This is a genomic window from Pseudomonas sp. P4_C8 (assembly GCF_056401975.1).
This window is the reverse complement of record NZ_JBFUIH010000044.1, coordinates 23,105-45,216: the sequence shown is the minus strand read 5'-3', so window position 1 is coordinate 45,216 and position 22,112 is coordinate 23,105. Positions and strand designations below refer to the sequence as shown.

Sequence of the window (22,112 nt, the reverse complement as noted above, 5' to 3'; positions counted from 1 at the left end):
ATCCAGGGCGCTGACCAATTTGTCCACCTCAGTATTCTCGGCCTCTGCGTAAGCTTCGATAGACAGTCCCGCAGCCATCGCTCGCGCTCGACTTTCCAGGGTTTTCAAATGCTGCTGTGCTGCCTTGCACACCGTATCCTTTCGCTCGTTCTCGATAGATGTCCATTCCATGAACTTATGCGTCGTCACTCCAATCACCGCGATGATGATGGTGGTGGCCCCAATCAATCTGGCTCTCACGTTTCGCAACCTCAACTGAGTTTTGTGAGTGATTCCAGAATCCATTCGAGATATTAAAAGCTTAGCGGACCGACCGATCGTCACCAATTGGGTCAAAGCCAATACATGAGAGCCATGGTATACAACCAGCCGATGCTGAGGGTGATAGTCAGGTAGACCATCACGAGCATCAGAGCGTGATTCCACATGTCACTAACCTCCCATAACCACCGTTGGAGGCGCGTCAGGGGCGTCTGATAAACGGAATAAACATAGGTTAGGCCGTACCGCAGCATCCGCGTTGCTCCTGAAACGGCGGGCACTTCACCGTGCCAAACGAACAGAACACACAGCAGTCACCGGGGTTCGGGCGTAGCAGGGTTTTGCAACTGCCACACTCGTAGAAGAACTGGCAGGCATCCGTGGGCATGGCCTCCTGCTTGGCGAAACCGCAATGCGGGCAGGTCAACACGGATTCGAGGATGACGGTGTTCATGGTTGCCTCATTTGTGCATGGTGGAGGGATAACCCGCATTCGTCGTCGCCTTGGTCAACGCCTCAGGATCCGCCGATCTGCTGAGCCATCGTTTTCTCCATTGAATCGATCTAACCTAGAGTCACTCTACACTCCGTACCCCGGTACAGAATCAAGGGGCGTGTGATGGCGACAGGGTTGAGTATCGGAAAGTTGGCGGAAGCTGCCGGGGTGAATATCGAGACTATTCGCTATTACCAGCGACGCGGCTTGCTGGATGAGCCGCCAAAGCCGCTCAGCGGTTATCGGTGCTATCTACCGGAGCAGGTCAAACGGTTGCGCTTCATCAAGAGGGCGCAGGCGCTGGGATTCACGCTGGATGAGGTGGGTGCACTGCTGACACTTGATGCGGCCTGCACTTGTCGCGAGACTCGAGCACTGGCCGTGCGCAAACTGGCCCTGATCGAGCAAAAGATGGCCGACCTTGCCGCAATTCGGCAGGTGCTGGGCGGACTGGTGCAGGAGTGCGATGCAGGCGACGGCGGGGCTGCTTGCCCTATCATCGATGTGCTGAACAGGGAGTGATGCCTGGTTGCAGGGCATCGTGCACAGGCGTCAGGCCAGCAACCCATGCAGTGCAATCGTAAGGCCGCTTGCTAGCGGTCAGGAATGACCGCTTGTGGCCCAGAGTGTGTAAAAACGCCTCCGCGAACCCTTGCTATGATTTCTGAGGATTACATCGCAGGGATTGCCCATGACGCGCTTTATTCAAGGTGAACACCGAGGTCAAGGCACGTTGCTTCCCGAAAACCTTGACGACTATGTCAGCGATACCAATCCGGTGCGTGTGGTCGACGTCTTTGTCGACGAGCTTGACCTGGTCAAGCTGGGTTTTGAAGGCGTTATTCCTGCCGATACTGGGCGGCCTGCTTACCACCCCGCGATCCTGTTGAAGATTTACATCTACGGCTATCTCAACCGCATTCAGTCAAGCCAGCGCCTGGAGCGAGAAGCCCAGCGCAACATCGAGTTGATGTGGCTGACTGGTCGCTTGATGCCGGACTTCAAAACCATCGCCAATTTCCGCAAAGACAACGGCAAGGCCATCCGCGGTGTGTGCCGCCAATTTGTGGTGCTGTGCCAACAACTGGGGTTATTTTCCGAAGCGCTCGTTGCCATCGACGGCAGTAAGTTCAAGGCGGTCAACAATCGGGATCGGAACTTCACCAGCGCCAAGCTTCGACGGCGAATGGAGGAAATTGAGTCCAGTATCAATCGCTATCTGACAGCACTTGATACCGCAGACCGTCAGGAACCTTCCGTAGCTCAGGCCAAAGCCGAGCGCCTCCATGACAAGGTCTCGGCCCTGAAAGCCAAGATGCAAGAGCTCAAGCAAATCGAGGTACAGCTAAACGAAACGCCGGATAAACAGATCTCCCTAACCGATCCTGATGCTCGCTCGATGAAGACGCGCGGAACAGGAATGGTCGGCTACAACGTCCAGACTGCAGTTGATGCGAAGCACCACCTGATCGTGGCACACGAGGTAACGAATGATGGCGTTGATCGAGACCAACTGAGTTCGATGGCAAAGCACGCACGAGAGGCCATGGGTGTCGAAGAACTGTCGGCAGTCGCAGACAGAGGGTATTTCAAAGGCGAAGAAATACTGGCGTGCCATGAAGCTGGAATTACCGTTTTCGTGCCCAAAATACTGACGTCGGGAGCGACAGCGGCTGGTCGATTCGGCAAAGATGATTTCATCTATGACACCTCAACGAATGAATACCGATGCCCAGCCGGGCAAAGCTTGATCTGGCGTTACTCAAGTGTCGAGAAGGGGTTAAAACTACATCGCTACTGGAGTTCGAACTGCCGGAATTGTGCCTTGAAGGAGCGTTGCACGCCCAGCTCTGAGCGGCGAGTTAGCCGTTGGGAACATGAGTCGGTCGTCGAGGCGATGCAGAGTCGTCTTGATCAAGCACCAGAAATGATGCGGATCCGCCGCCAAACAGTGGAGCATCCCTTCGGCACACTGAAGTCCTGGATGGGGGCCACGCATTTCCTCACCAGAACTCTTACCCGGGTGAGCACGGAGATAAGCCTGCATGTGCTCGCCTACAACTTCAAACGCGTGCTACGGCTGTTGGGCAGTGATGCCATGATGGCGGCAATGAAGGCCTGAAGCCTTTTGAGCGGTGCGATAACCGCATCTAGCAGGTACCCGCTGGCACAAGTTCCGATCAATACAGCAACATTGATTTGGCTTGGATGAGGTCCCTAGAGACCTCCAGCGCAGCGAAAAACCACCGATTACCCAATCCTCTGCATCCAAAGCGTTTTTTACACACTCTTGAATGCAAACGGTAATCCCGCTACGCAGCATGAAGCGCAAACCCAAGCCGGGTTTACCGAGACTGTTTGACCGCCCCAAGTACCGGCAGCGCAACATCATCGAGCGTATGTTTGGCTGGTTGAAGGAGAACCGCCGCATCGTTACGCGCTTCGACAAGCTCGCGAAAGGTTATGCGGCGATGGTCTCACTGGCCTGTGCCATGCAGTGTTTACGACATTACTTTTCGTACAGAGCCTAGCCATCCGGCAGATGATTTCCCTGGCAGGGCTGTCGCTAAACCGAGTGCTTGATCACGTAGATCCACAAGGGTCGGCGAGGGCGTTGTTTCAAACGGGTGTGCAGTAAAAAGCCCCGTCCCCTTTGAAGGGGCGGGGGCTTTATGCGTTTCAGTGTCCCGTCCTGAGCTAAGGCTCATTGTCTGTGCGGTATCATCCCGGGCCTAGCGAATACCGGCACCCGCCATGGATTCTGGCACCCACTGCGCCGTCGATAGCGCTTCCGTATACCGAATTCCACCATGAGGACCTACCACGCCATTGATGTTGTAGGTGCCGCGCGACAGATCGTACGTCATGAACGGGGTGGCATCCGGGACCTGCTGGTCATAGCTCTGGCTGAGGAAAGCGAAGGAGCCACGGTATAGCTGGCCACTTGTGTCGTACTGATCGGAGGCCAGAGCGGCCCAGGTGTCTTCATCCAGGTAAAAGCGGCGTTTCTGGTAAATGTGCTTTGCACCGGGCTTGAGGTTGCCCTCGACGACGTAGACGCGGTGTTTTTCCCAGCGTACGAAGTCCGGGGAAATGAAGTTTGGGGTAGTCAGCGACTTGGCATCCCGGGCATAGGTCAGTTTGTAGGTGTTATAGGGCACGATCATTTCTTGCTTGCCCACCAGCGTCCAGTCGTACAGTTCGAGTGCACGGGCGGTACCGGGGTTCGGAGTGTCATAGGCCAGGATCGAAATCTGTTTGACCCGGCGCTGGGCCGGCATGTACTGCCAGGCACGGCCAGGACGCTGCAGCGGGTTGGTGGCGTTCTTGAGCATGATCGACTCGCCGGCTCGCCGCGCAGGTCCGGTATAGGACAGTTTCATCTGATAGTAGATGTCGGAGTTGTTGAAGGGCTTCGACAGGTTTTCGTAAATCGGGAAGGAGATGTATGCCTCCCCGGTGATAGCCAGGCTCGCCACTCCTGCCGAGTCGACGTTCCAGGAGTCGTACTTGGAATGGATGTTGACGCCCTGGTAACGCAGCAGGAAATTCCACATTGCCTCGGCGCCCGATTGCGGGATGGGGAACGGTACCCCCGGCATTACGTTGTCGATGGCTAACCCGCCTTCGAGGGACCGGGCGGCAGTGGCATTGCGGCGGCTATTGTTCAGTACCGCCTGCGGCAGCGCTGCGGTGCGGTGGGTCGGATACACGTCGATGCGGTAGCCGGGGTGGCGCTTGGCCAACTCGACGGTGGTGGCAGTTAGCATGCCTTTGTACTGCTCAACGTTCTTTCCATTGATCACCAGCAGTGGTTTCTCGTGCGCATAGGGATCCGGGCGCATGCTGTCACCGGCCTTGAAGCTGGCCGGGGCATTGGTCAGGCCACCGCTATAAGGCGGAATGGTGCCATCGGCATTACCGGCCTTTTCAGCGCCTACCAGCGTCAGGCTGGTGCCCAGTTGGGCAGCTTCCTGACTCGATACATAGGCCTGTGCATCGATGGTCAGGGCCATGAGGAGTGGAGCAGCCAGAAAACTTTTCACGAAGTTCATATTGTTGTTCTCCTGCTTGGCGTACCAAGCAATTCGTGACGCAGGCGCAGCAGTCGCGTTCGCCTTGTGGGCGACCAGACTGGCTAAATCGCCAGATGCTTTTTTATGGCTGACATTAAAGAGCCCCCGAAAAGGGGGTGCTTTTCATTTTGCGACAATCGCTTGGCTATTCATGACAGACCCAAAATATTCCGCGGGCATGGCGGCTGTGGTTGGTTCAGTCAGGGCCAGCAACGCCTTGTCGGTCACAACCGGCAGTTATGGCTCAGCACCCACCTGCACAAATCTTCTAAACGCCCTTTTCCAAAGCGCGGTAATTTAGCCGTCCGCACCGTTCAAAGCTGAACCATTACCTCTGGAGCCTTGCGTGGATAAACGCAACTGGATTGAGCTGTCCCAGGATGCCGATACCGGGATTGAATCGATTCGTGCCCATTTTCAGGGACATGCCTACGATCCGCACTGGCATGACAGTTATCTGGTGGGGGTCACCGAGCAGGGCGTGCAGCAGTTCAATTGCCGGCGCGTTCGCCACCTCAGTACGCCGGGCAAGGTATTCATGCTGGAGCCGGGGGAGATACACGATGGGCATGCGCCGACCGAGGAGGGGTTTACCTATTCCATGCTCTACCTCGATCCGCACTGGCTGGAACGGGAGTTGCTCGCGTTGTTTGAGCACGCGCCGAGCAACAGTCAGCCGGGTTTTGCCGACACCCTGAGCCAGGATCCGGGCCTGGCCACTGCCATTTATCTAGCCTTCCACGCGCTCCATGAGGGTGACTTGCGCATCGTGCGCCAGAGTGCCATCGACACCTTGTTGGGTTCGCTCACTTGCCACCTTGATTGGCGCAAGCGTCAGACCTTTGATCCGCGCCTGCCGTTGGTGGCCCAGGTTGCGCGTGACTATCTGCATACCCATGCCTACGAGGACATCGGACTGGATGATCTGGCCCAAGCCTGTGGTGTTGATCGCTTTCGTCTGACGCGGGCCTTCAAGGCAGCCTTTGGGCTGGCGCCTCATGCTTATTTGATCCAGCTGCGGCTGGCCAAGGCACGGCAGTTGCTGGCGCGGGGCGAGTCGCCGGCACAGGTGGCCAGTGCTCTCGGGTTCGCCGATCAAAGCCATATGGGGCGCTGGTTTCGCCGTGCCTACCAGCTCACACCCGCGGATTACCGCAAGCGCTGCTCAAACCTTCCAGACTGAATCCCGCCGACTCGCGACCATGGTTTCCTATTTGATCAAGGAGTCCATGCCATGTCTTTTTCGCTGTTCTTTTCCGCCCCTTCGATACGCCTTCAGGGAGTCTGAGCCATGGAATCGTTGCTGCCTTTCCTGCTGTTTGCGTTCGTTGCCTCGATTACCCCGGGACCGACCAATATTCTGGTGTTGAGTCACAGTTCGCGGTGGGGGCTGGGTGCCACACTGCCCATCATTTTTGGCGCATGCGTGGCGGCGGCACTGATTGTGTTTGCAGTCGGGCTCGGCGTGGGCGAGACGCTGCTGCGGTTTCCGCGTGTGCAGCAGGCAATGGCCTGGGCCGGTGTGCTCTGGTTGAGTTGGCTGGCCTGGCAGATTTTTCAAAGCGCGCCGCCATCCTTGGACCCGGCCACCTCGCGCGACGAGGGTCTCAGCGTGTTCGGCGCCGCCACCCTGCAATTGGTCAACCCCAAGGTCTGGATGATGGCGGTGGCGGTGGTTAGCGTATTTGTCGGTGGCGGCGACAAGACCAAGCGGCTGGTGGTGTTGTCGCTGGTGTTTCTGTTGGTCTCCTTGCCGTGCATGACCCTGTGGGCGTTGCTCGGCGTGGGCAGTGCCCGGGTTTTTGGTTCGCCACAGGCGTTCAAACGCATGAACCATGCACTGGCTTTTTTGCTGCTGGTGTCGGCCTGGTTGACCTTGGTGGTGTAGGTCGAACAAAGCTGCCTGTCAGGACCGAGACCCTTGACACTCTGGATGTCACGGGTGAGTGACAGGATCCATTCCGTCGCCCCACGTGCCCATCACGTTTTTGCCCGCTACAATGCGCACCTCGACCGTGATAACCAGATAAAAAATATGTCTCTTCCCAAACATCACCTGGAATTGCTCAGCCCCGCCCGTGACGTGAGCATCGCTCGCGAGGCCATTCTGCATGGTGCCGACGCCGTGTACATCGGTGGCCCGAGCTTCGGCGCCCGGCACAACGCCTGCAACGAAGTCAGCGATATTGCCCGACTCGTGGAGTTCGCCCGTCGCTACCACGCCCGAGTGTTCACCACTATCAACACGATTCTGCATGACAACGAACTGGAGCCGGCGCGCAAGCTGATCCACCAGCTGTACGATGCTGGCGTCGACGCGTTGATCGTTCAGGATCTGGGCGTGATGGAGCTGGATATCCCGCCGATCGAGCTGCACGCCAGCACCCAGACCGACATCCGGACACTGGCGCGGGCAAAGTTCCTTGACCAGGCTGGCTTCTCCCAACTGGTACTGGCCCGCGAGCTGAACCTGCAAGAGATTCGCGCCATCGCCGACGAGACCGATGCCGCGATCGAATTCTTCATCCACGGCGCGTTGTGTGTGGCGTTCTCCGGGCAGTGCAATATTTCCCACGCACAGAACGGTCGTAGCGCCAACCGTGGCGACTGCTCCCAGGCCTGTCGTTTGCCTTATACCCTCAAGGACGACCAGGGCCGCGTCGTCGCCTACGAAAAACACCTGCTCTCGATGAAAGACAACAATCAGAGCGCCAACATCCGTGCGTTGGTCGAAGCCGGCGTTCGCTCGTTCAAGATCGAAGGGCGCTACAAGGACATGGGGTATGTGAAGAACATCACGGCCTATTACCGTCAGCGTCTGGACGACGTGCTTGAAGATCGTCCGGATCTGGCTCGGGCATCCAGTGGCCGCACCGCACACTTCTTCGTGCCCGACCCGGACAAGACCTTCCACCGTGGCAGCACCGACTACTTCGTCAGTGAGCGCAAGATCGACATCGGCGCCTTCGACTCACCGACCTTCACTGGCTTGTCGGTGGGCGTGGTGGAGAAGGTGGGCAAGCGTGATTTACAGGTGGTGACCTTTGAACCGCTATCCAATGGTGATGGCCTTAACGTGCAGATCAAGCGCGAGGTGGTGGGCTTTCGCGCCAACATCGCCGAGCCCAAGGGTGAATTCCTCGAAGAGGGTCAGAAGCGCTATCGCTACCGTGTCGAACCCAACGAGATGCCGGATGGGATGTTCAAGTTGCGGCCTAACCATCCATTGAGCCGCAACCTTGACCATAACTGGCAGCAAGCCTTGCAGAAGACCTCCGCCGAGCGTCGTATCGGTTTGAGTTGGGTTGCACGTCTTGACGAGCAGCGCCTGCAACTGACCGCCACGAGCGAAGAGGGCGTGAGCGCCAGCTTGTCTCTGGACGGTCCGTTCGGTCTGGCCAACAAGCCGGAGCAGGCATTGGAGCAACTGCGCGATCTGCTCGGTCAACTGGGCACCACTGACTATCACGCCACCGCCATTGAGCTGGATGCACCCCAGGCGTTCTTCATTCCCAACTCGCAGCTCAAAGCCTTGCGCCGCGAAGTGATTGACGCGCTGACCGTGGCCCGTCTGCTCGCCCACCCAAGAGGTCATCGCAAGGCTGAAACCACTCCGCCGCCGGTGTATCCGGAGTCGCACTTGTCATTCCTGGCCAACGTCTACAACCAGAAGGCTCGGGACTTTTATCACCGCCACGGCGTCAAGCTGATCGACGCAGCGTTTGAGGCCCATGAAGAAACCGGGGAAGTGCCGGTGATGATCACCAAGCACTGCCTGCGTTTCTCCTTCAACCTCTGCCCCAAGCAAGCCAAAGGCGTCACCGGTGTCCGCACCAAGGTCGCGCCGATGCAACTGGTGCACGGTGACGAGGTGCTGACGCTGAAGTTCGACTGCAAACCTTGCGAAATGCACGTCATCGGCAAGATCAAGGGCCACATCCTTGACCTGCCGCTGCCGGGCAGTGTCTCGGAGCCGATCGTGGGTCACATCAGTCCCGAAGACCTGCTCAAGACGATCCCTCGCGCGCCGCATTGAGTGACAGGCGTATACGCAGCATCCTGTGCTGCGTTCGCCTTCTCAGGCTTTTTTGCTGGATTTGTCTGCGCTGGCCAACTCAGGACACCACAACTTCAAGCGGTACCTCACCACTGGCGGCGGCTTATGAAACTCATACTCTCGCGCAAAGGTTTCGACTCCAGCGCTGGCGGATTTCCTAGCCCGCTCGTGGAGGGGCGGCCAATCTCGCTCCCCATCCCCACTCGCATGCCAACGCCCATCACCTTCGGCGACCTGACCGAACCGATCCCGACCCTCATCGAACAACTCACCCGAGGCCGCCACTCCAGAGCAACTCCATGCCACCTCGATCCAGATCTTGATTCCAGCGTGCGCCCTCGCGCGTCCGGATGGCGCGGGGCGCTCGGTCAGCTTGCCGCAGCTCAGAGTCATCTCGCCGGGCAAGGTGTCGGCGTCGGCGATTTGTTCCTCTTCTGGGGGTTGTTCCGGCCGGTGACGCAAATCCAGGGCCGCTGGTCATACACGGGGCAACGCGAACATCGCGTATTTGGGTGGCTGCAAATCGGCGAGGTTTTCTCTTTGGGTGTCGATGGAACACACGCGGCTGAGTGTTACCCCTGGCTCGAAGAACACCCGCACACCCGGGCCGGCTGGAAGGAAAACAACACGCTTTACATTGCTGCCGAGCATCTGATGCTGGACGGTCGTATAACCGATCGCCCGGGGTTTGGCCTGTTCAAGACGGGCTTTCGACTGACCGAGAGTCGTGCGCCGCGTCCGTCCATTTGGTCGGTACCTGACTGGTTGAACCCAGCACGCGGCGGAGTTGGTCTGACCTATCACCCATCGCAACGCTGGTCGTCGTCCGGGACTCTGGAGGCCGCCGCACGTGGTCAGGAATTCGTCGCAGACATCTCGAATCGTGCCGATGCGCTCGCGTGGCTCGATCAGCTCTTTGCGCAGGAGGCATGATGAAGTGAGTCCTCGAAACCTGGCATACAGGCGAGCGGACTTGCATGGGTTTACCTGCTGACGGTTGCCATAAAGGAACTACATAAAGGAACTACATAAAGAAACTACATAAAGAAACTACCTAGAACACTAAGGTGATCGCCGTCCACCAAGGGGTTCGTCTCAATATCTCGCCTTTGAGGCTCTGGTTTAGGCTAGGGCAACGAATGAGCGGAGCACGTTATGCGATTGTTTGAACTGATTACTTTTACGGTGCGTGTGCGGACCGTTGCAGATGCACTGGTCCGAATCGAGGCCGCGCTGGCCAAGCCCGGAGTGGGGGGCACGCTGATGGGGTGCTGGGCGTCGGAAATCGGCCAGCTGAATCAAATTGCCGTGCTGCGCGGTTATGCCGACGAAGGCCTGCGGCAAGCGGAGCGCGAGCGCTTTCTGTTGGAGGGCGAAGCGTTCGGTATCAACGCCTTTATCACCGACCTGCGAATCGAAAATTACAGCTTGTTCCCGTTCCTCACTCCCTTGAGCGCCGGAAAACACGGGCCGTATTACGAAATGCGCGTGTACGACCTGGTCAGTTCCGGGTTGCAACCGACACTCGATGGCTGGAGCAAGGCCGTGGAACCGCGTACCGCCGAGCAGTATTCGCCGGTGTATGCGGCGTTTTATGCCACCGACGGTGCCTTGCCGCGCTACCTGCACATCTGGCCGTGGTCGACCCTGGAGCAGCGCCTGCAAGTGCGGACTCAAGCCGTGGCAGACGGTGTCTGGCCACCCGAGAACTCCGGTCCGCAACTGCGTGACATGCGCTCGACGATTTACCTGCCAGCGGCTTTTTCGCCATTGCAATGAACGTGTGAAGGCGCAGTGGCCGTTGCAGTGGGAACTTCAGGGCGCTGGCCAGGTCAGTACGGGCGCTGTGTTGGAGATGCCGAGCAGCGATGGTGCCTGTTTTACGGCAGCGCCGTCTCAGATCAGCCGAGTCCGCCCCTGATGCCAAACAAGAGTTTTCTGCCGGGTCTCATCCTGGCGTTCTGCGCCGTCGCGTCGCTTGGCTCGGTTGCTGCCGAGCGAAGAGTGCCCTCGCAAAGTAACAGCGCATCGACCACCCTGATCGAAACCGCCTCGCGGCAGTATGAAAATGGCCAGTTGGACCAAGCCGCTGCCACGCTGGAGCGTGCCCTGCATATCCAGCCGAACAATCCCGCGACGCTGCATTACCTCGGCGTGTTGCGTCTTCAGCAGGGGCAGTACCAGCAGGCTGAAACGTTGGCGGCGCGCTCGAACATGCGGGTTGGTCGCAACGTCGAGTTACGCAACCGCAACCTCCAATTGATCCAGGCGGCGCAGCAGGCCAAGGCTTCGGGTACTTCACCCAACGCCAGGGAGGACCTGGTCGCAGTACAGAAAGGGCTCGCAGAGGAGGCCCAAAGACGTCGCGAAGCAGAAATGGCCACTGCTGAACAATCTACTCCGGACGCCGCACCTCAGGCTGGCAACTTCGCTCGCGCAAATGAAAAGTGGGTATCGGATTCGCCAACGGCTGGCAGGCCCAATCCCGAAGGAGAGTTGCAAGTGGCTTCGGTCGAGCCAGAGCCCGCGTACGGGGAGGTTGAAATTCCCCGCGGCCATTGGCCGCCTCCGGGTAAATGCCGCATCTGGTTTCCCGATCGCCCGCCCGGGCATCAGCCCCCACCCGGTAAATGCAAGAAGCTGCGACATCGGGTTCCGTCAGGCGCTTACCTGGTGCGCGGTTGAGTTGCTGTCTATCAGGTAAAAACCAGAACGAAATCACTTTTTCGCCGGTTTACCGCTGTTAGGAATATGCAGGTACGACATCACGCTTTCTGTCAGTTCTGTTGCCAGCTTCACCGCTTCTTTATTGCGCGCCATCACGCCGGCGACCAAGCCTTCGATCAAGGCGAGCACGGCGATGTTGGAACTGGTCAGCACCGGGTGATCGCACGGCGCAAACAGCGTGTGCTCGGCGATGCCGGTGAGCGGTGAGGCGGGTGAGTCGGTAATTGCCAGCACCGATGCGCCACGTTCATTGGCGAAGCGTGCCAGTTGCAGGGTGTCGAGGGAGTAGCGCGGCAGGGAGATCGCCAGCAACACGTCCTGATCAGTGATCGCGGCCAGTCGGTAGGCGGCATTTTCGTTGCCACCCTCCATGCTGATGGCCGTGGCGTCGGCACAGAAGGGCATCAGGGTCGAGGCGGCGAGGCCGGCGAAGTAAACACTGTTGCCGAACCCCAGAATGTAGATTTTGCGTGCCGTGGTCAGGCGAGTGACGAACGCTTCAAAGGTGTCGGCGTGGTTGTTGCTCGTCGCCGTAGTCAGGTTGCTGCTGGCGCTCTGGAGTTGCTCATGCAGGCCAAACGCGCCGCCCGGGCGATGGGCAAGTTCGTTGCGCAGTTTGTCGACCGGCGACACCATTTGCTGCAACGTTGCGACCAGCTCGGCCTTCATGCCGCTGTAACCACCGAGGTCCAGCGCTTTGGCCAGACGGTTGACGGCGGCGGGCGAGGTCAATGTTTCGTGAGCCATCTCCTCGATGGTCAGCGTCGCGGCTTTGAGCGGGTGACGCAGGATAAAGTCCGCCACCTTGCGCAATGACGGCGGCAGTTCGGAAACGATTTCCGTCAGTTTGCGCATGACTGGCGCGGCATAGACAGTGGTGTCTTTCGATGGGGTGGGCATATCCAGCTCAACAATTCCTGAAGGTGAGAGAAGGGCTGTGCCTGATGCCCTGACAAGGTTGGCTGGAGTGTATCCGAAGCCAACCTTGTCAGGGCAGCGCCGAGCAGTGGATGGGTAGGCGGCGGTCTTACTTCAAGCTCCCGGCCAGAAACTGCTGGAGGCGTTCGGACTGCGGGTTGACCAGCACCTGCCGCGGGTCGCCGCGTTCTTCAACAACGCCTTTGTGCAGGAACACCAGTTGGTTCGAAACCTCGCGGGCAAAGCCCATTTCGTGAGTCACCACCACCATGGTGCGGCCTTCCTGCGCCAGATCCTGCATGACTTTAAGCACTTCGCCGACCAGTTCGGGGTCGAGCGCCGACGTCGGCTCATCAAACAGCATCACTTGCGGTTCCATCGCCAGTGCGCGGGCAATGGCCACGCGCTGCTGCTCGCCACCGGACATATGCGCCGGCCAGGCGTTCATGCGGTGCGCCACACCGACTTTGTTCAGGTAGTGCTCGGCCTTTTCCCGTGCCTCTTTCTTGCCCAGGCCCAGCACATGCACCGGGGCTTCCATGACGTTTTCCAGAGCGCTCATGTGTGACCAGAGGTTGAAGTGTTGAAACACCATCGATAGCTGCGAACGCATGCGTTGTAACTGCTTGGGTTCGGCCGCCTTCAGCCCGCCAAGCTTGTTGGTCACCAGCTTGAGCGGTTCGCCATTGAGCACGATATTGCCCGCATTGGGTTGTTCCAGCAGGTTGATGCAACGCAGGAACGTACTTTTGCCAGAGCCGCTGGAACCGATGATGCTGATCACGTCACCGGCCTGTGCTTGCAGGGACACGCCGTTGAGCACCTGGTGCGCGCCGTAACTTTTATGCAGGTCCTGAACTTCAAGTTTGTACATGGTTTGAACTCTCTGGAATCAGTCGCTGAGCAAGCGACCCTGGCGAATGGGGGTAGAACCGGCCACTTTGGCCAACCACAATCCGGGCTGGGCAAAGCGCAGCCGTTCGCGGGCATAGAGAATGCCGTCGGTGCTGGCGCGCACCACGCTATGGCGTTCGGTCAGCGGGTCGATGACCTCGAACAGCGGGTCGCCGACCTTGACCTGCGCGCCCAGCGGTTGCAGAAAACTCACTACACCCGGATGGGGCGCACAGGCGTACTGCGCGCCTGAGAATGGCACGGCCTGACAATGGCTCGGCGGTGCCGCTGGCCAGTCACCGCTGATCAGTCCTTGATCGGCGAGATAGCCGAGAATGGCGTGCGCACTGTCGACGCATTGCTCGCGTTCGGTGTCTGCCATGCCACGCAATTCGATGGTGGTCGCCGCGCACGCCAGGGGAATATTGGCTTCAGGAAACCGCTCAGCCAGGCGTAACCATGCAATGGCGCAGGCTTCGTCGAAGGCACTGCCGCCCGCATCTTCGGCCAATAACGTGACCCCGGCACCGAGGCGAGCGGCCAGTGACTGCAAGCGTGGCCAGTGTTGCGGCATCGCATACAGCAACATGATCGATTCGAAATCACAGTGCAGGTCCAGCACTACATCGGCGTCACAGGCATGCTGCAGCAACAGGCGGCGCAGGCCGTCGAGTTCCGAGGTCGGTGCCGGCATGGCGGCCAGGGCATCGCCCATGGCGCGGCGGATGAGTGCGATGTTGGCGTCGGCATCGTCTCCCAATTGGCCTTCCAGCAGCGGTGCAACAGCATCGACCAACTCCGGGAAGTCGCGATTGAAGTTCTTGCCGCTGGAGAACTCAAAGCGCCCCTGATGGGTGGCCTGGAACATCTGGGCGATACCGATCGGATTGGCCATTGGCACCAACTCGATCACCCCGGTCAGGCGGCCTTGTGTTTCCAGTTCCAGAAGACGGCGCTTGAGCTCGACGGCGACGCGCATCCCCGGCAACTCGTCGGCATGCAATGACGCCTGGATGTACGCTTTGCGTGGTCCACTGCCAAAACGAAACAGAGTCAGCGTGCGTTCGGTGCCCGATGCACTCCACGGCAAGAGGTATTGAATGTGCTCCATAGCAGCTCCTTAGTGCTTGCGTGGTGCCAGATACGCCAGCCAGCGGCGCTCGGCCAACTTGAACAGACGCACCAGAATGAAGGTCAGGGCGAGGTAGATGAGGCCGGCGGTGATAAACGCCTCGAACGGCAGATAGAACCGTGAGCTGACAGTCCGCGCAGCCCCGGTGATGTCGACGAGGGTGACGATGGAGGCCAGACTCGTGGTTTGCAGCATCATCAACACTTCGTTGCTGTACTGCGGCAATGCCCGGCGCAGGGCCGACGGCATGAGAATGCGGCGATACAGGGTCAGGCGTGACATACCCATGGCCTTGGCGGCTTCGATCTCACCATGGGGGGTGGATTTCAAACTGCCGGCCAGCAACTCTGCGCTATAGGCACTGGTGTTGATCGCGAAGGCCAGGCAGGCGCAAAAGGTGGCGCTGGAGAGGTAAGGCCAGAGCACGCTTTGGCGCACGGCTTCGAACTGCGCCAGGCCGTAATAGATCAGGAACAATTGCACCAGCATCGGCGTGCCGCGAATTACGTAGGTATAGAGCCAGGCCGGGAAATTGATCAGCGGTGATCGCGACACCCGCATCAGCGCCAGTGGAATCGCCAATACCAAACCCAGGGCCAGGGAAATGAGCAGGACTTTGAGGGTCAACAAAGCGCCATTGAAGTACAGCGGCAGGTTTTCCCAAATCAGGTTGTAGTCGAGAATCATGGGCGGCTCCCCCTCACAATTCGGCGGCTTTGATGCCGACCGAGTAGTGTTTTTCCAGATAGCGCAGCACCAGCAAGGACAGGCTGGTGAGCATCAGATACAGCGCCGCCACCGCGAGGAAAAACGTGAAGGGCTCGTGTGTGGCATCCGCTGCGTTCTTGGCTTTGAACATCATGTCCTGCAAGCCGATCACCGAGATCAGCGCGGTGGATTTGGTCAGTACCAACCAATTGTTGGTGAACCCGGGAATGGCGAAACGAATCATCTGCGGTACCAGAATTCGCCAGAACACCTGCGCACCGCCCATGCCATAGGCCACGCCGGCCTCGGCCTGACCTTTGGGGATCGCCATGAAGGCGCCGCGAAAGGTTTCCGAGAGGTAGGCGCCAAAAATGAAGCCCATGGTGCAGACGCCAGCGATAAAGGGGTTGATGTCGATATAGCGGGTGTAACCGAGCGCCAGGGCAATGCGGTTCACCAGATCCTGGCCACCGTAGAAGATCAGCAGGATCAGCACCAGGTCTGGAATGCCGCGAATCAGGGTGGTGTAACTTTCCCCGAGCATGGCCAGCCATTTGAGCGGTGACAGTCGAAATGCCGCGCCGATCAAGCCCAGGGCAATCGCCAGGGACATGGACGTCAGGGCCAGGTTTATGGTCAGCCAGGCGCCATCGAGAATGCTCGATCCGTAGCCGTGAAGCATGATGAAGTTCCTCAAGCGAGCGCCGCGAGGCGCGCAAGACAAGCCCCGACAGACGCCTGCAACGGGCCGTCGCCGGGTCTTGGGTCAGGGGGGCAGGGGTAAGGCTTACTCGCCGTAGATATCGAACGCGAAGTACTTGGCCATCACTTGCCCGTACTTGCCATTGGCGCGAATGGCGTCAATCGCGGCACTCAGGCGCGCAACGTTGACACTGTCGCCTTTGCGCACGGCAATCCCGGCGCCCCGGCCAAAATATTTCGGGTCGTTGATGTCGGGTCCTGTCAGCGCGAAGCCCTGGCCAGCCGGTGTCTTGATGAAGCTCTCATCGGTGTTGACGATGTCGGCGAGGGTGGCGTCCAGACGACCCGAGGCCAGGTCGAGGAAAGCCTCATTCTGTGAGCCGTAACGCACCACGACGACGCCGGCTTTTTCCAGTTGCTCGGTGGCAAAACGATCGTAAGTCGAGGAGCGTTGCACGCCGACTTTCTTACCCTTGAGGTCCACCAACGGGTCGTTGATCACGTTGCCGGCCTTCATCGCGAACTTGCCCGGTGTGTGGTAGTACTTTTTGCTGAAGTCCACGGACTTCATCCGGTCTTCGGTGATTGACATCGACGACAGCACGGCATCGATCTTGCGCACTTTGAGCGACGGGATCATGCCGTCGAACTCCTGAATGACCCACTCGCATTTGACCTTCATTTCTTCGCACAAGGCGTTGCCGATGTCGTAATCGAACCCGCTGACGTTGCCCTCTGGTGTCTTGAAGGAGAAGGGAGGGTAGGCGGCTTCGATACCGATACGCAGGCTGTCTTCGTCGGCATGTGCCAGGAAGCTGAAAGCGCACAGCGCCAGAGCACCTAGAAGTTCTGTCTTGTTCATATTGTTGACTCCTGGAGGGCATTTGGGGGAAACGGGTGCCCGCCATCCGGGTTGGCGCGGTGGATCAGTCCTGTGATCGGCGAGGCTATAAATGACACAATAAAAATCCGTTTGCAATATAGATGAAAAAAATCATATCAGTTTTGGGCGTGGCAAAGCGCGGGGGGGGATGGGGTTGGTCGGTGAGCCATGTGCGGAATCGGCGCCAAAGGTCAGCGCTGAGGTCGTGGCCGTGGTCGCTGAACTTGATGAAGCCTCACTCGTCGTCGGCGAGTTCGATGGGGCGTAGGCCTTTGATGGCCGGCGGCTGGGCGCCGAGGAAGCCGACGTGGCGTAGGTAGTAGACGCCAGGCACGGGGTTGTTGGCGGCGTCTGGGTGGTAGAAGGAGGCGGAGATTTTTTTGTAGCGGCCTTTGGCGACTTGCTCGGCGAAGGTTGCGTCAACTTGTTTGGGCTCGGCGATCAGGCCTTGGGCGGTGGCGGACAGGGATTTGATCCAGCCCCGGCGGCTGGGGCGTCGTGTTTGGGGTGGCCGATGACGATGGGGGAGCGTGGAGGGTTGGGTTGTAGGCGGCGACGGTGGCGGTCAGGTCGGATTCGGTGAAGTTGAGGGTGGTACCGCACATGGCGGTGTGGGTGCCGGGTTTGAAGATGAGGAGGGGGTTCATCGTTAAGCGCTACGCAGGGGAGATCTGCAGAACTTGGACTTGAAGATGGGCTTTGGCTTTTAATCGGGTTTAAAGCGGTCGATGAGACGGGTAGTTGATGAAGTGGTGGAACGCTACTGCTGCGCATTGCGGCAGGCTGGCTTTATAAAGCATTTACAGCGTGTTCTCCGCGCAACCTTGAACGGTCGCGCAGCGTGCCGTGATTCGTGCCGTCTAAGTCGACTGTGTACGGCCTTCGGATCCTAGTACCAGGCTCGGCTCTATTTTGGCTTGGACACATCCAGAACGAACACATCAATCAGCCCAATGAGTTCTGGCGGTAGCGTTTTTTCGATGCTGTTTTTTAGTTCCAAAGCGGTTTTGATACCGTGTCTTTTAAGCCCTGCAACCTTTTCATCGCCGCCAAACCAAATGGCAAGGAAAATGCCTTGTTGCGCTGCATCTGGGTGGATGGAGTAGCGTTCATAGAGTTGCGCGGACGCGGCGGTATATAGCTCGTTATGCCACTGTCCTTTTACTTCTGTAACAAGCAGTCGTCTTTTACCGCCAATCAACTTGGTCGCCGTGAAATCACTTCGGTTTGCATTCTTTAGCTGATGCTCCGGTGTGATCGAGATGCCCTGCGGCTCAAGCCTAAGGTTGAGACGCTCAGCAATAATCTCTGTAGCTCGGACTTCGCCCAGCCGCTCACCTTTCTCGTAAAAGCGACTTGCGGGGTTGAATTCCCCACCATCTATGGCTTTCTGAAAGTCTTGAAGCTCTTGGATCACCAGTTGGCGCAAGCCTTCCACAGTCACCACTGTGTCGTGGTCCAGCCGATTGACGATTTCCTGCGGCGTTGGCGGTTCGAAATCCCTCAGTGCTTTCTGCCTGATTTTACCGGCATGTATGCTCTTCAAGTCCTTGTGCAAGTCTGCGAAACGCCGATCGGCAAGAAGTCGGTCAAGAACAAGAATTGCTTCATCGGAATCATCTGAATTGATTGACCAGATCACTTCGGTCAAAAAGCGGTATGCGTTTTCATCGTTGGGGCTTTCCGACCCCCAGTGACTCGGCAGATCTACCTTAGGCCATTTGTCTATGAAGGCATTTAGAATGGCCTCCACTTTGCTTAATGAGAGCTTGGGCCAATAGGGATGATCGTCTTGCCTGATTCGCCCAGACCGATTGTTAAGTGAAAATATTGTTTCCTTATCAGCTTTGAGCCAGTTCCAGTATATTTCAGGTGTGTCTTTCAGGAAGTACAACGCACGCACGAACCAAAAATTTCGCTTTTGTTCTAGCTCCTCATCGTCAGTCGGATTGGGCCAGTCAGACATGAACCCTGCGCAACGCTCTATAATGATTTCTTGCAAGTCATCACGATCACCAAACTGTGCAGCAATCTCAAAAAGCGTATCTAGCGACCCAAGAGCCAACCCACGAAAACGTCTAAGCCATTCAATTGAAAGCGCCGCGCGTAAATGGCTGAAGACCTCTGCTCCACGTAATAACCAAATGTCGGGATGTAAACATCCCGACTGTGCCAGTTGTGGCTCAACGTACTGCCGGAGAAAATTCTCTGCACTCGCAGCATCTGCGAAAGCCAGGCGGTCAACTTCGGCCTTTAGTGCGTCGCGCTCTTCGTCGGTGACTGCACTGTAGCCCATGTCAATATTAGTTCGCAGCGCCTTCAGTAGCCGTAGATCAACACTCTCCAAGTCGCCTTCAACACGCATGATCTCCAAGCAAGCCGCAAAAAGAACCGTTACAGAGTTCAAGCCCTGTGACGCACACTGTAATTCTGCGAGTCTAAGCAGGTCGGGGATTTCCGGAGCAATGAAGTCGAGGCAGTTTCTAAGTGCGTTGCGTACGAGCGTCTCATCGCCCACCTTTTGCTGAATTTCGTCTGGACTCAACAGCACCAACTCAGCAAAAAGGACAAGAGAACTCCAGTGGCGTCCGCTTTCGATGAGCTCACGATTGTCTTGGAAGTACTGGATATTAGCTTTATCGATGTCGTCTTGTTGTCGGTCACGGCGCGTCATCCTTCGGGCATGCCTAAACATGCGCTTTCGATTTTCTCGTGCAGATTGCGCGGCAGCTCTGTTGAATTTTGCCCACTCGYGCATTAGTGAGGGTTTCTCCGATGCTTGCTCACGCATGTGCCGTCGTAAGCTGTTTGGGCCTCGTTCTGCTTTATTTCGATGGTATTGATGCATAGAGATGTAGCTGGCCCACAAAACTGGATTGCCGATCTCAAACGCCAAATCAACAATAAAACTGTAATCGCCAGTCTGAAAATTAAGGCCTGAATGGGAGTAAAAATCGAATTTTTCTATTTTTGTTTCGAAAATCTGGTCGCCGTTAGTAAGTTTTCCGAAGGCATGAGCCATAATTCCTTGACGCAGGCTATCGTCATTTTGAAACGCTTGAACTGCTTTGCTCTGACTTGGGCTTTTTTGCTCATGAAAGTGGAGGTTTTCGATCCATTGCCAAATGCAGGCTGGGAAAAAAGGAGGTGTTGCCAATTCGAAGTAACGGTCCAACATGAGGCCAATAATCTTGCTCATGCCAGTTCGACAGTCACATTCGAAATACTCCTTGCTGCATTTGCAGGCAAAGTCTTTGGATAAATTATCCAAAAGCCACTCGATCAGCGTTAAGCCTAATCCGCCTATGAAACGCTTCAGAAAGTAGCGCGTTCCTATTGTTCGCTCATAATGTTTTTTATGGTCAGGGTAAAGCTTTKAACAGGTGCGAAAAAAATCCGCAAGATACTCCAGATCAAATGTTTCCGGGCCCAGAGCGGTTATGATTTTTACTGCGACCTTCAGCGATGTTTGACTGGCTTCAGAAACCAGAGCCGCCAAGTCAACTCGATGGTCATGTCCCAATAGGTCGAGCAGGCATGTGCTCGCCAACAAGCGGGTGTTTTCGCTTTCGTCAGGATTCAAAGCGAGTTGACGCAACTCGTCTTTCAAATGCTCAACTGCTGGGGACCCCGTCAAAAGTTCAAGAATCAGATCTCGCAAGTGCCCATCACTTGCGGTAGCAAGAAGAGGTTTGATTTCTTCCATGACATCTTGGGTGAAGAAACCCGCAACACTGAACCTGCGCCAGGAATCTCCTCGTCGAAAATAGGGGTCTTTCGTTTCAACGTCTTTTAAGCGCTTGATAAGCAGGCGCTTTGACGAATGTTCAAGCTGAGAAGGGTCGCCGTTCGCTAGCACTGCATAGGGATCAAGTTGTATTGCGGATTCCTGAGTGGACCTGTTGCCTAGCGCGGCTAGCCAGCCCAGCAGGCCCCGGAGTTCATCTCGTACTGTGGAGTTCGGGGCGATGATAGGTAGACATTTCGGAAATGTCAGAGGGTCCGCCGGATCGGCTATTCGCTTGGTAAGGTAGTCCGCCGCACAGTATTCAACGACGATTTTATGTACCGGACGATGTTGATCTGCAGTGTCGCCGGGCTTGAAAAGTCGAGTTGCTAGGATACCTTCAGCCACTGTGTTGTCGCGGAATAGTGATGCCAGCAAAGGATACAATCGGTCTTCAATGGCTTCGTTCGTGCCAATGCCTTCAGTACCAGACAACAAGAGTTTGGCAAAAACTTCTGATGACAAGTCAACTTTTTGAGTGACTGAAAGCGTCAGATTGGTTTTTACTACATTAACGTTTGCTTCCTTGGCCAAACGATCGACGGCTAGTGAAAAAATAGATCGTTTGTCAGTGAAGTGTCTTTCGCTCTCGATATAGGCATCAGCAAACAGTTTCAGAAACTGAGGATTTGGAAGTAGCGCCACTAAATCAAATCGAGCGACTTCGGCCTGGAACGCTGAGAAATTCTCACCGTGCACATGATGATCAAAGATCGTCCGCTGTTCCGTCTCGTCAAACTCGCTCAGCCTAACCACCAGAGGTGGGCGTCCGAGGAAGTCGTTAAATGAGTTTGTAGCTGCGCTATTCCACTCACTGGACCGACTCGAAATAATGACATGCGTAGGTTTAGCTTTTTTAGCGTTAGCGAGAAGGCTGTGAATGCCCGTTTGATCTATTTTTGACAGCTCATCAAACGCATCTATCACGAGTGGACAATTCTCTACATCGGCACCCACGTACCTAAATTTGTTCGCGGTTACAGTAGTAGTGCCCAACCGTTGGGCAATGCTTCCCATAAGTTCAGTTTTACCTCCCCCTGGTTCAGCCAAGACAACGACGTAATTCGAAGCGGCCAGCAGCGCTTCTTCAGTGTAGATGCTGTCATTGCTGGAGAGTCTGCGTGGAAGATAGAAAGTTGAACTCATAGGGAAAAATCAAAATATTGTGTGATGAACTGCACCGGATTTTCGGCGCCATTTTATTTGAGTCAGACCGCTTCACTGGCTCTTCCTTCTGGCGATAGTACGCCATTTCACTATCAGACGGGGGTGTCTTTCCAACGATTCTGGCAGTGGATGATCATTGACCTAGTCAGCTCATTCCAGAGTGGTGATAGTCAATCGCACCGAGTCCTTGTTAGTGCTCAATTCCCAGCACGTTTACGACGTTTAATACCATTAGAAACCTCCATGATTGCTCAACGTATCACACCGTGCATCACATGCACTCCCAGCACGTTCAACATCGCCA

Annotated in this window: 17 protein-coding genes and 2 pseudogenes; 9 read left to right on the top strand and 10 right to left on the bottom strand. The window is 56.8% G+C overall.

Annotated elements, in window-relative coordinates:
* Both AC1DWM_RS23995 and AC1DWM_RS23990 read right to left on the bottom strand, forming a co-directional pair.
* A pseudogene (locus AC1DWM_RS23995) lies at window positions 1–228 on the bottom strand (hypothetical protein); the annotation flags it as partial.
* 268 nt (window positions 229–496) lie between these two features.
* Window positions 497–715, bottom strand: a complete 219-nt coding sequence (locus tag AC1DWM_RS23990) for a GDCCVxC domain-containing (seleno)protein (protein WP_477796302.1) — start codon at window positions 713–715, stop codon at window positions 497–499.
* A gap of 165 nt (window positions 716–880) precedes the next feature.
* Between AC1DWM_RS23990 and merR the strand changes: the two genes are divergently transcribed.
* From merR to AC1DWM_RS23975, 3 genes and pseudogenes are all read left to right on the top strand, one after another.
* Window positions 881–1,279, top strand: a complete 399-nt coding sequence (merR, locus tag AC1DWM_RS23985; RefSeq protein ID WP_223517523.1) for an Hg(II)-responsive transcriptional regulator — start codon at window positions 881–883, stop codon at window positions 1,277–1,279.
* A gap of 169 nt (window positions 1,280–1,448) precedes the next feature.
* Window positions 1,449–2,879, top strand: coding sequence for an IS1182 family transposase (locus tag AC1DWM_RS23980; protein ID WP_477796301.1), 1,431 nt, complete (start codon window positions 1,449–1,451; stop codon window positions 2,877–2,879).
* A gap of 172 nt (window positions 2,880–3,051) precedes the next feature.
* Window positions 3,052–3,288, top strand: a pseudogene (locus AC1DWM_RS23975) (transposase); the annotation flags it as partial.
* Between the two features lie 201 nt (window positions 3,289–3,489).
* Here the strand turns inward: AC1DWM_RS23975 and AC1DWM_RS23970 are convergent.
* Entirely contained in the window at window positions 3,490–4,812 is a 1,323-nt protein-coding gene (locus tag AC1DWM_RS23970) for a DUF1329 domain-containing protein (RefSeq protein WP_477796300.1), read from the bottom strand.
* A gap of 367 nt (window positions 4,813–5,179) precedes the next feature.
* On the opposite strand from AC1DWM_RS23970, the gene AC1DWM_RS23965 reads away from it, so the two are divergent.
* The 6 genes from AC1DWM_RS23965 (at window position 5,180) to AC1DWM_RS23940 (ending at window position 11,575) form a co-directional block, all read left to right on the top strand.
* The gene (locus AC1DWM_RS23965; protein WP_477796299.1) at window positions 5,180–6,016 is read left to right on the top strand and encodes an AraC family ligand binding domain-containing protein; all 837 of its coding nucleotides are present in this window, start codon (window positions 5,180–5,182) and stop codon (window positions 6,014–6,016) included.
* A 108-nt stretch (window positions 6,017–6,124) separates the two neighbouring features.
* Entirely contained in the window at window positions 6,125–6,721 is a 597-nt protein-coding gene (locus AC1DWM_RS23960) for a LysE family translocator (RefSeq protein WP_477796298.1), read from the top strand.
* A gap of 147 nt (window positions 6,722–6,868) precedes the next feature.
* Window positions 6,869–8,869 carry a peptidase U32 family protein gene (locus AC1DWM_RS23955; RefSeq protein ID WP_477796297.1) on the top strand — a complete coding sequence of 667 codons (2,001 nt, stop codon included), beginning with the start codon at window positions 6,869–6,871 and terminating at the stop codon, window positions 8,867–8,869.
* 126 nt (window positions 8,870–8,995) lie between these two features.
* Window positions 8,996–9,823 (top strand): Nmad3 family putative nucleotide modification protein, encoded by an 828-nt coding sequence (locus tag AC1DWM_RS23950; RefSeq protein ID WP_477796296.1) that lies wholly within the window; start codon window positions 8,996–8,998, stop codon window positions 9,821–9,823.
* A 222-nt stretch (window positions 9,824–10,045) separates the two neighbouring features.
* Window positions 10,046–10,669, top strand: a complete 624-nt coding sequence (locus tag AC1DWM_RS23945; RefSeq protein WP_477796295.1) for an NIPSNAP family protein — start codon at window positions 10,046–10,048, stop codon at window positions 10,667–10,669.
* A 141-nt stretch (window positions 10,670–10,810) separates the two neighbouring features.
* Window positions 10,811–11,575, top strand: coding sequence for a tetratricopeptide repeat protein (locus tag AC1DWM_RS23940; protein ID WP_477796294.1), 765 nt, complete (start codon window positions 10,811–10,813; stop codon window positions 11,573–11,575).
* A gap of 33 nt (window positions 11,576–11,608) precedes the next feature.
* Here AC1DWM_RS23940 and AC1DWM_RS23935 read toward each other — a convergent pair whose 3' ends face one another.
* The 7 genes from AC1DWM_RS23935 to AC1DWM_RS23905 form a co-directional block, all read right to left on the bottom strand.
* Window positions 11,609–12,517: a MurR/RpiR family transcriptional regulator gene (locus AC1DWM_RS23935; protein ID WP_223517535.1), complete on the bottom strand. Its 909-nt coding sequence runs from the start codon at window positions 12,515–12,517 to the stop codon at window positions 11,609–11,611.
* Window positions 12,518–12,644: 127 nt separating this feature from the next.
* Window positions 12,645–13,409, bottom strand: a complete 765-nt coding sequence (locus AC1DWM_RS23930; protein WP_223517537.1) for an ABC transporter ATP-binding protein — start codon at window positions 13,407–13,409, stop codon at window positions 12,645–12,647.
* 18 nt (window positions 13,410–13,427) lie between these two features.
* Window positions 13,428–14,540 carry a succinylglutamate desuccinylase/aspartoacylase family protein gene (locus AC1DWM_RS23925; protein WP_477796293.1) on the bottom strand — a complete coding sequence of 371 codons (1,113 nt, stop codon included), beginning with the start codon at window positions 14,538–14,540 and terminating at the stop codon, window positions 13,428–13,430.
* A 9-nt stretch (window positions 14,541–14,549) separates the two neighbouring features.
* A complete protein-coding gene (locus AC1DWM_RS23920; RefSeq protein WP_477796292.1) occupies window positions 14,550–15,248 on the bottom strand; it encodes an ABC transporter permease in 699 nt (232 codons plus the stop codon).
* 13 nt (window positions 15,249–15,261) lie between these two features.
* Window positions 15,262–15,951, bottom strand: a complete 690-nt coding sequence (locus AC1DWM_RS23915; RefSeq protein WP_223466891.1) for an ABC transporter permease — start codon at window positions 15,949–15,951, stop codon at window positions 15,262–15,264.
* Between the two features lie 105 nt (window positions 15,952–16,056).
* On the bottom strand, window positions 16,057–16,833 hold the full coding sequence (locus tag AC1DWM_RS23910; protein ID WP_477796291.1) for an ABC transporter substrate-binding protein: 777 nt from the start codon (window positions 16,831–16,833) through the stop codon (window positions 16,057–16,059).
* A gap of 928 nt (window positions 16,834–17,761) precedes the next feature.
* Window positions 17,762–21,787 (bottom strand): NACHT domain-containing protein, encoded by a 4,026-nt coding sequence (locus AC1DWM_RS23905; protein ID WP_477796290.1) that lies wholly within the window; start codon window positions 21,785–21,787, stop codon window positions 17,762–17,764.
* Window positions 21,788–22,112: the final 325 nt, after the last annotated feature.

Coding starts and splice junctions, on each gene's coding strand:
- AC1DWM_RS23930 (WP_223517537.1), bottom strand. CDS start 13,409: ATGTACAAACTTGAAGTTCAGGACCTGCATAAAAGTTACGGCGCGCAC.
- AC1DWM_RS23925 (WP_477796293.1), bottom strand. CDS start 14,540: ATGGAGCACATTCAATACCTCTTGCCGTGGAGTGCATCGGGCACCGAA.
- AC1DWM_RS23955 (WP_477796297.1), top strand. CDS start 6,869: ATGTCTCTTCCCAAACATCACCTGGAATTGCTCAGCCCCGCCCGTGAC.
- AC1DWM_RS23945 (WP_477796295.1), top strand. CDS start 10,046: ATGCGATTGTTTGAACTGATTACTTTTACGGTGCGTGTGCGGACCGTT.
- AC1DWM_RS23960 (WP_477796298.1), top strand. CDS start 6,125: ATGGAATCGTTGCTGCCTTTCCTGCTGTTTGCGTTCGTTGCCTCGATT.
- AC1DWM_RS23940 (WP_477796294.1), top strand. CDS start 10,811: ATGCCAAACAAGAGTTTTCTGCCGGGTCTCATCCTGGCGTTCTGCGCC.
- AC1DWM_RS23970 (WP_477796300.1), bottom strand. CDS start 4,812: ATGAACTTCGTGAAAAGTTTTCTGGCTGCTCCACTCCTCATGGCCCTG.
- AC1DWM_RS23990 (WP_477796302.1), bottom strand. CDS start 715: ATGAACACCGTCATCCTCGAATCCGTGTTGACCTGCCCGCATTGCGGT.
- AC1DWM_RS23910 (WP_477796291.1), bottom strand. CDS start 16,833: ATGAACAAGACAGAACTTCTAGGTGCTCTGGCGCTGTGCGCTTTCAGC.
- merR (WP_223517523.1), top strand. CDS start 881: ATGGCGACAGGGTTGAGTATCGGAAAGTTGGCGGAAGCTGCCGGGGTG.
- AC1DWM_RS23980 (WP_477796301.1), top strand. CDS start 1,449: ATGACGCGCTTTATTCAAGGTGAACACCGAGGTCAAGGCACGTTGCTT.
- AC1DWM_RS23920 (WP_477796292.1), bottom strand. CDS start 15,248: ATGATTCTCGACTACAACCTGATTTGGGAAAACCTGCCGCTGTACTTC.
- AC1DWM_RS23915 (WP_223466891.1), bottom strand. CDS start 15,951: ATGCTTCACGGCTACGGATCGAGCATTCTCGATGGCGCCTGGCTGACC.
- AC1DWM_RS23950 (WP_477796296.1), top strand. CDS start 8,996: ATGAAACTCATACTCTCGCGCAAAGGTTTCGACTCCAGCGCTGGCGGA.
- AC1DWM_RS23935 (WP_223517535.1), bottom strand. CDS start 12,517: ATGCCCACCCCATCGAAAGACACCACTGTCTATGCCGCGCCAGTCATG.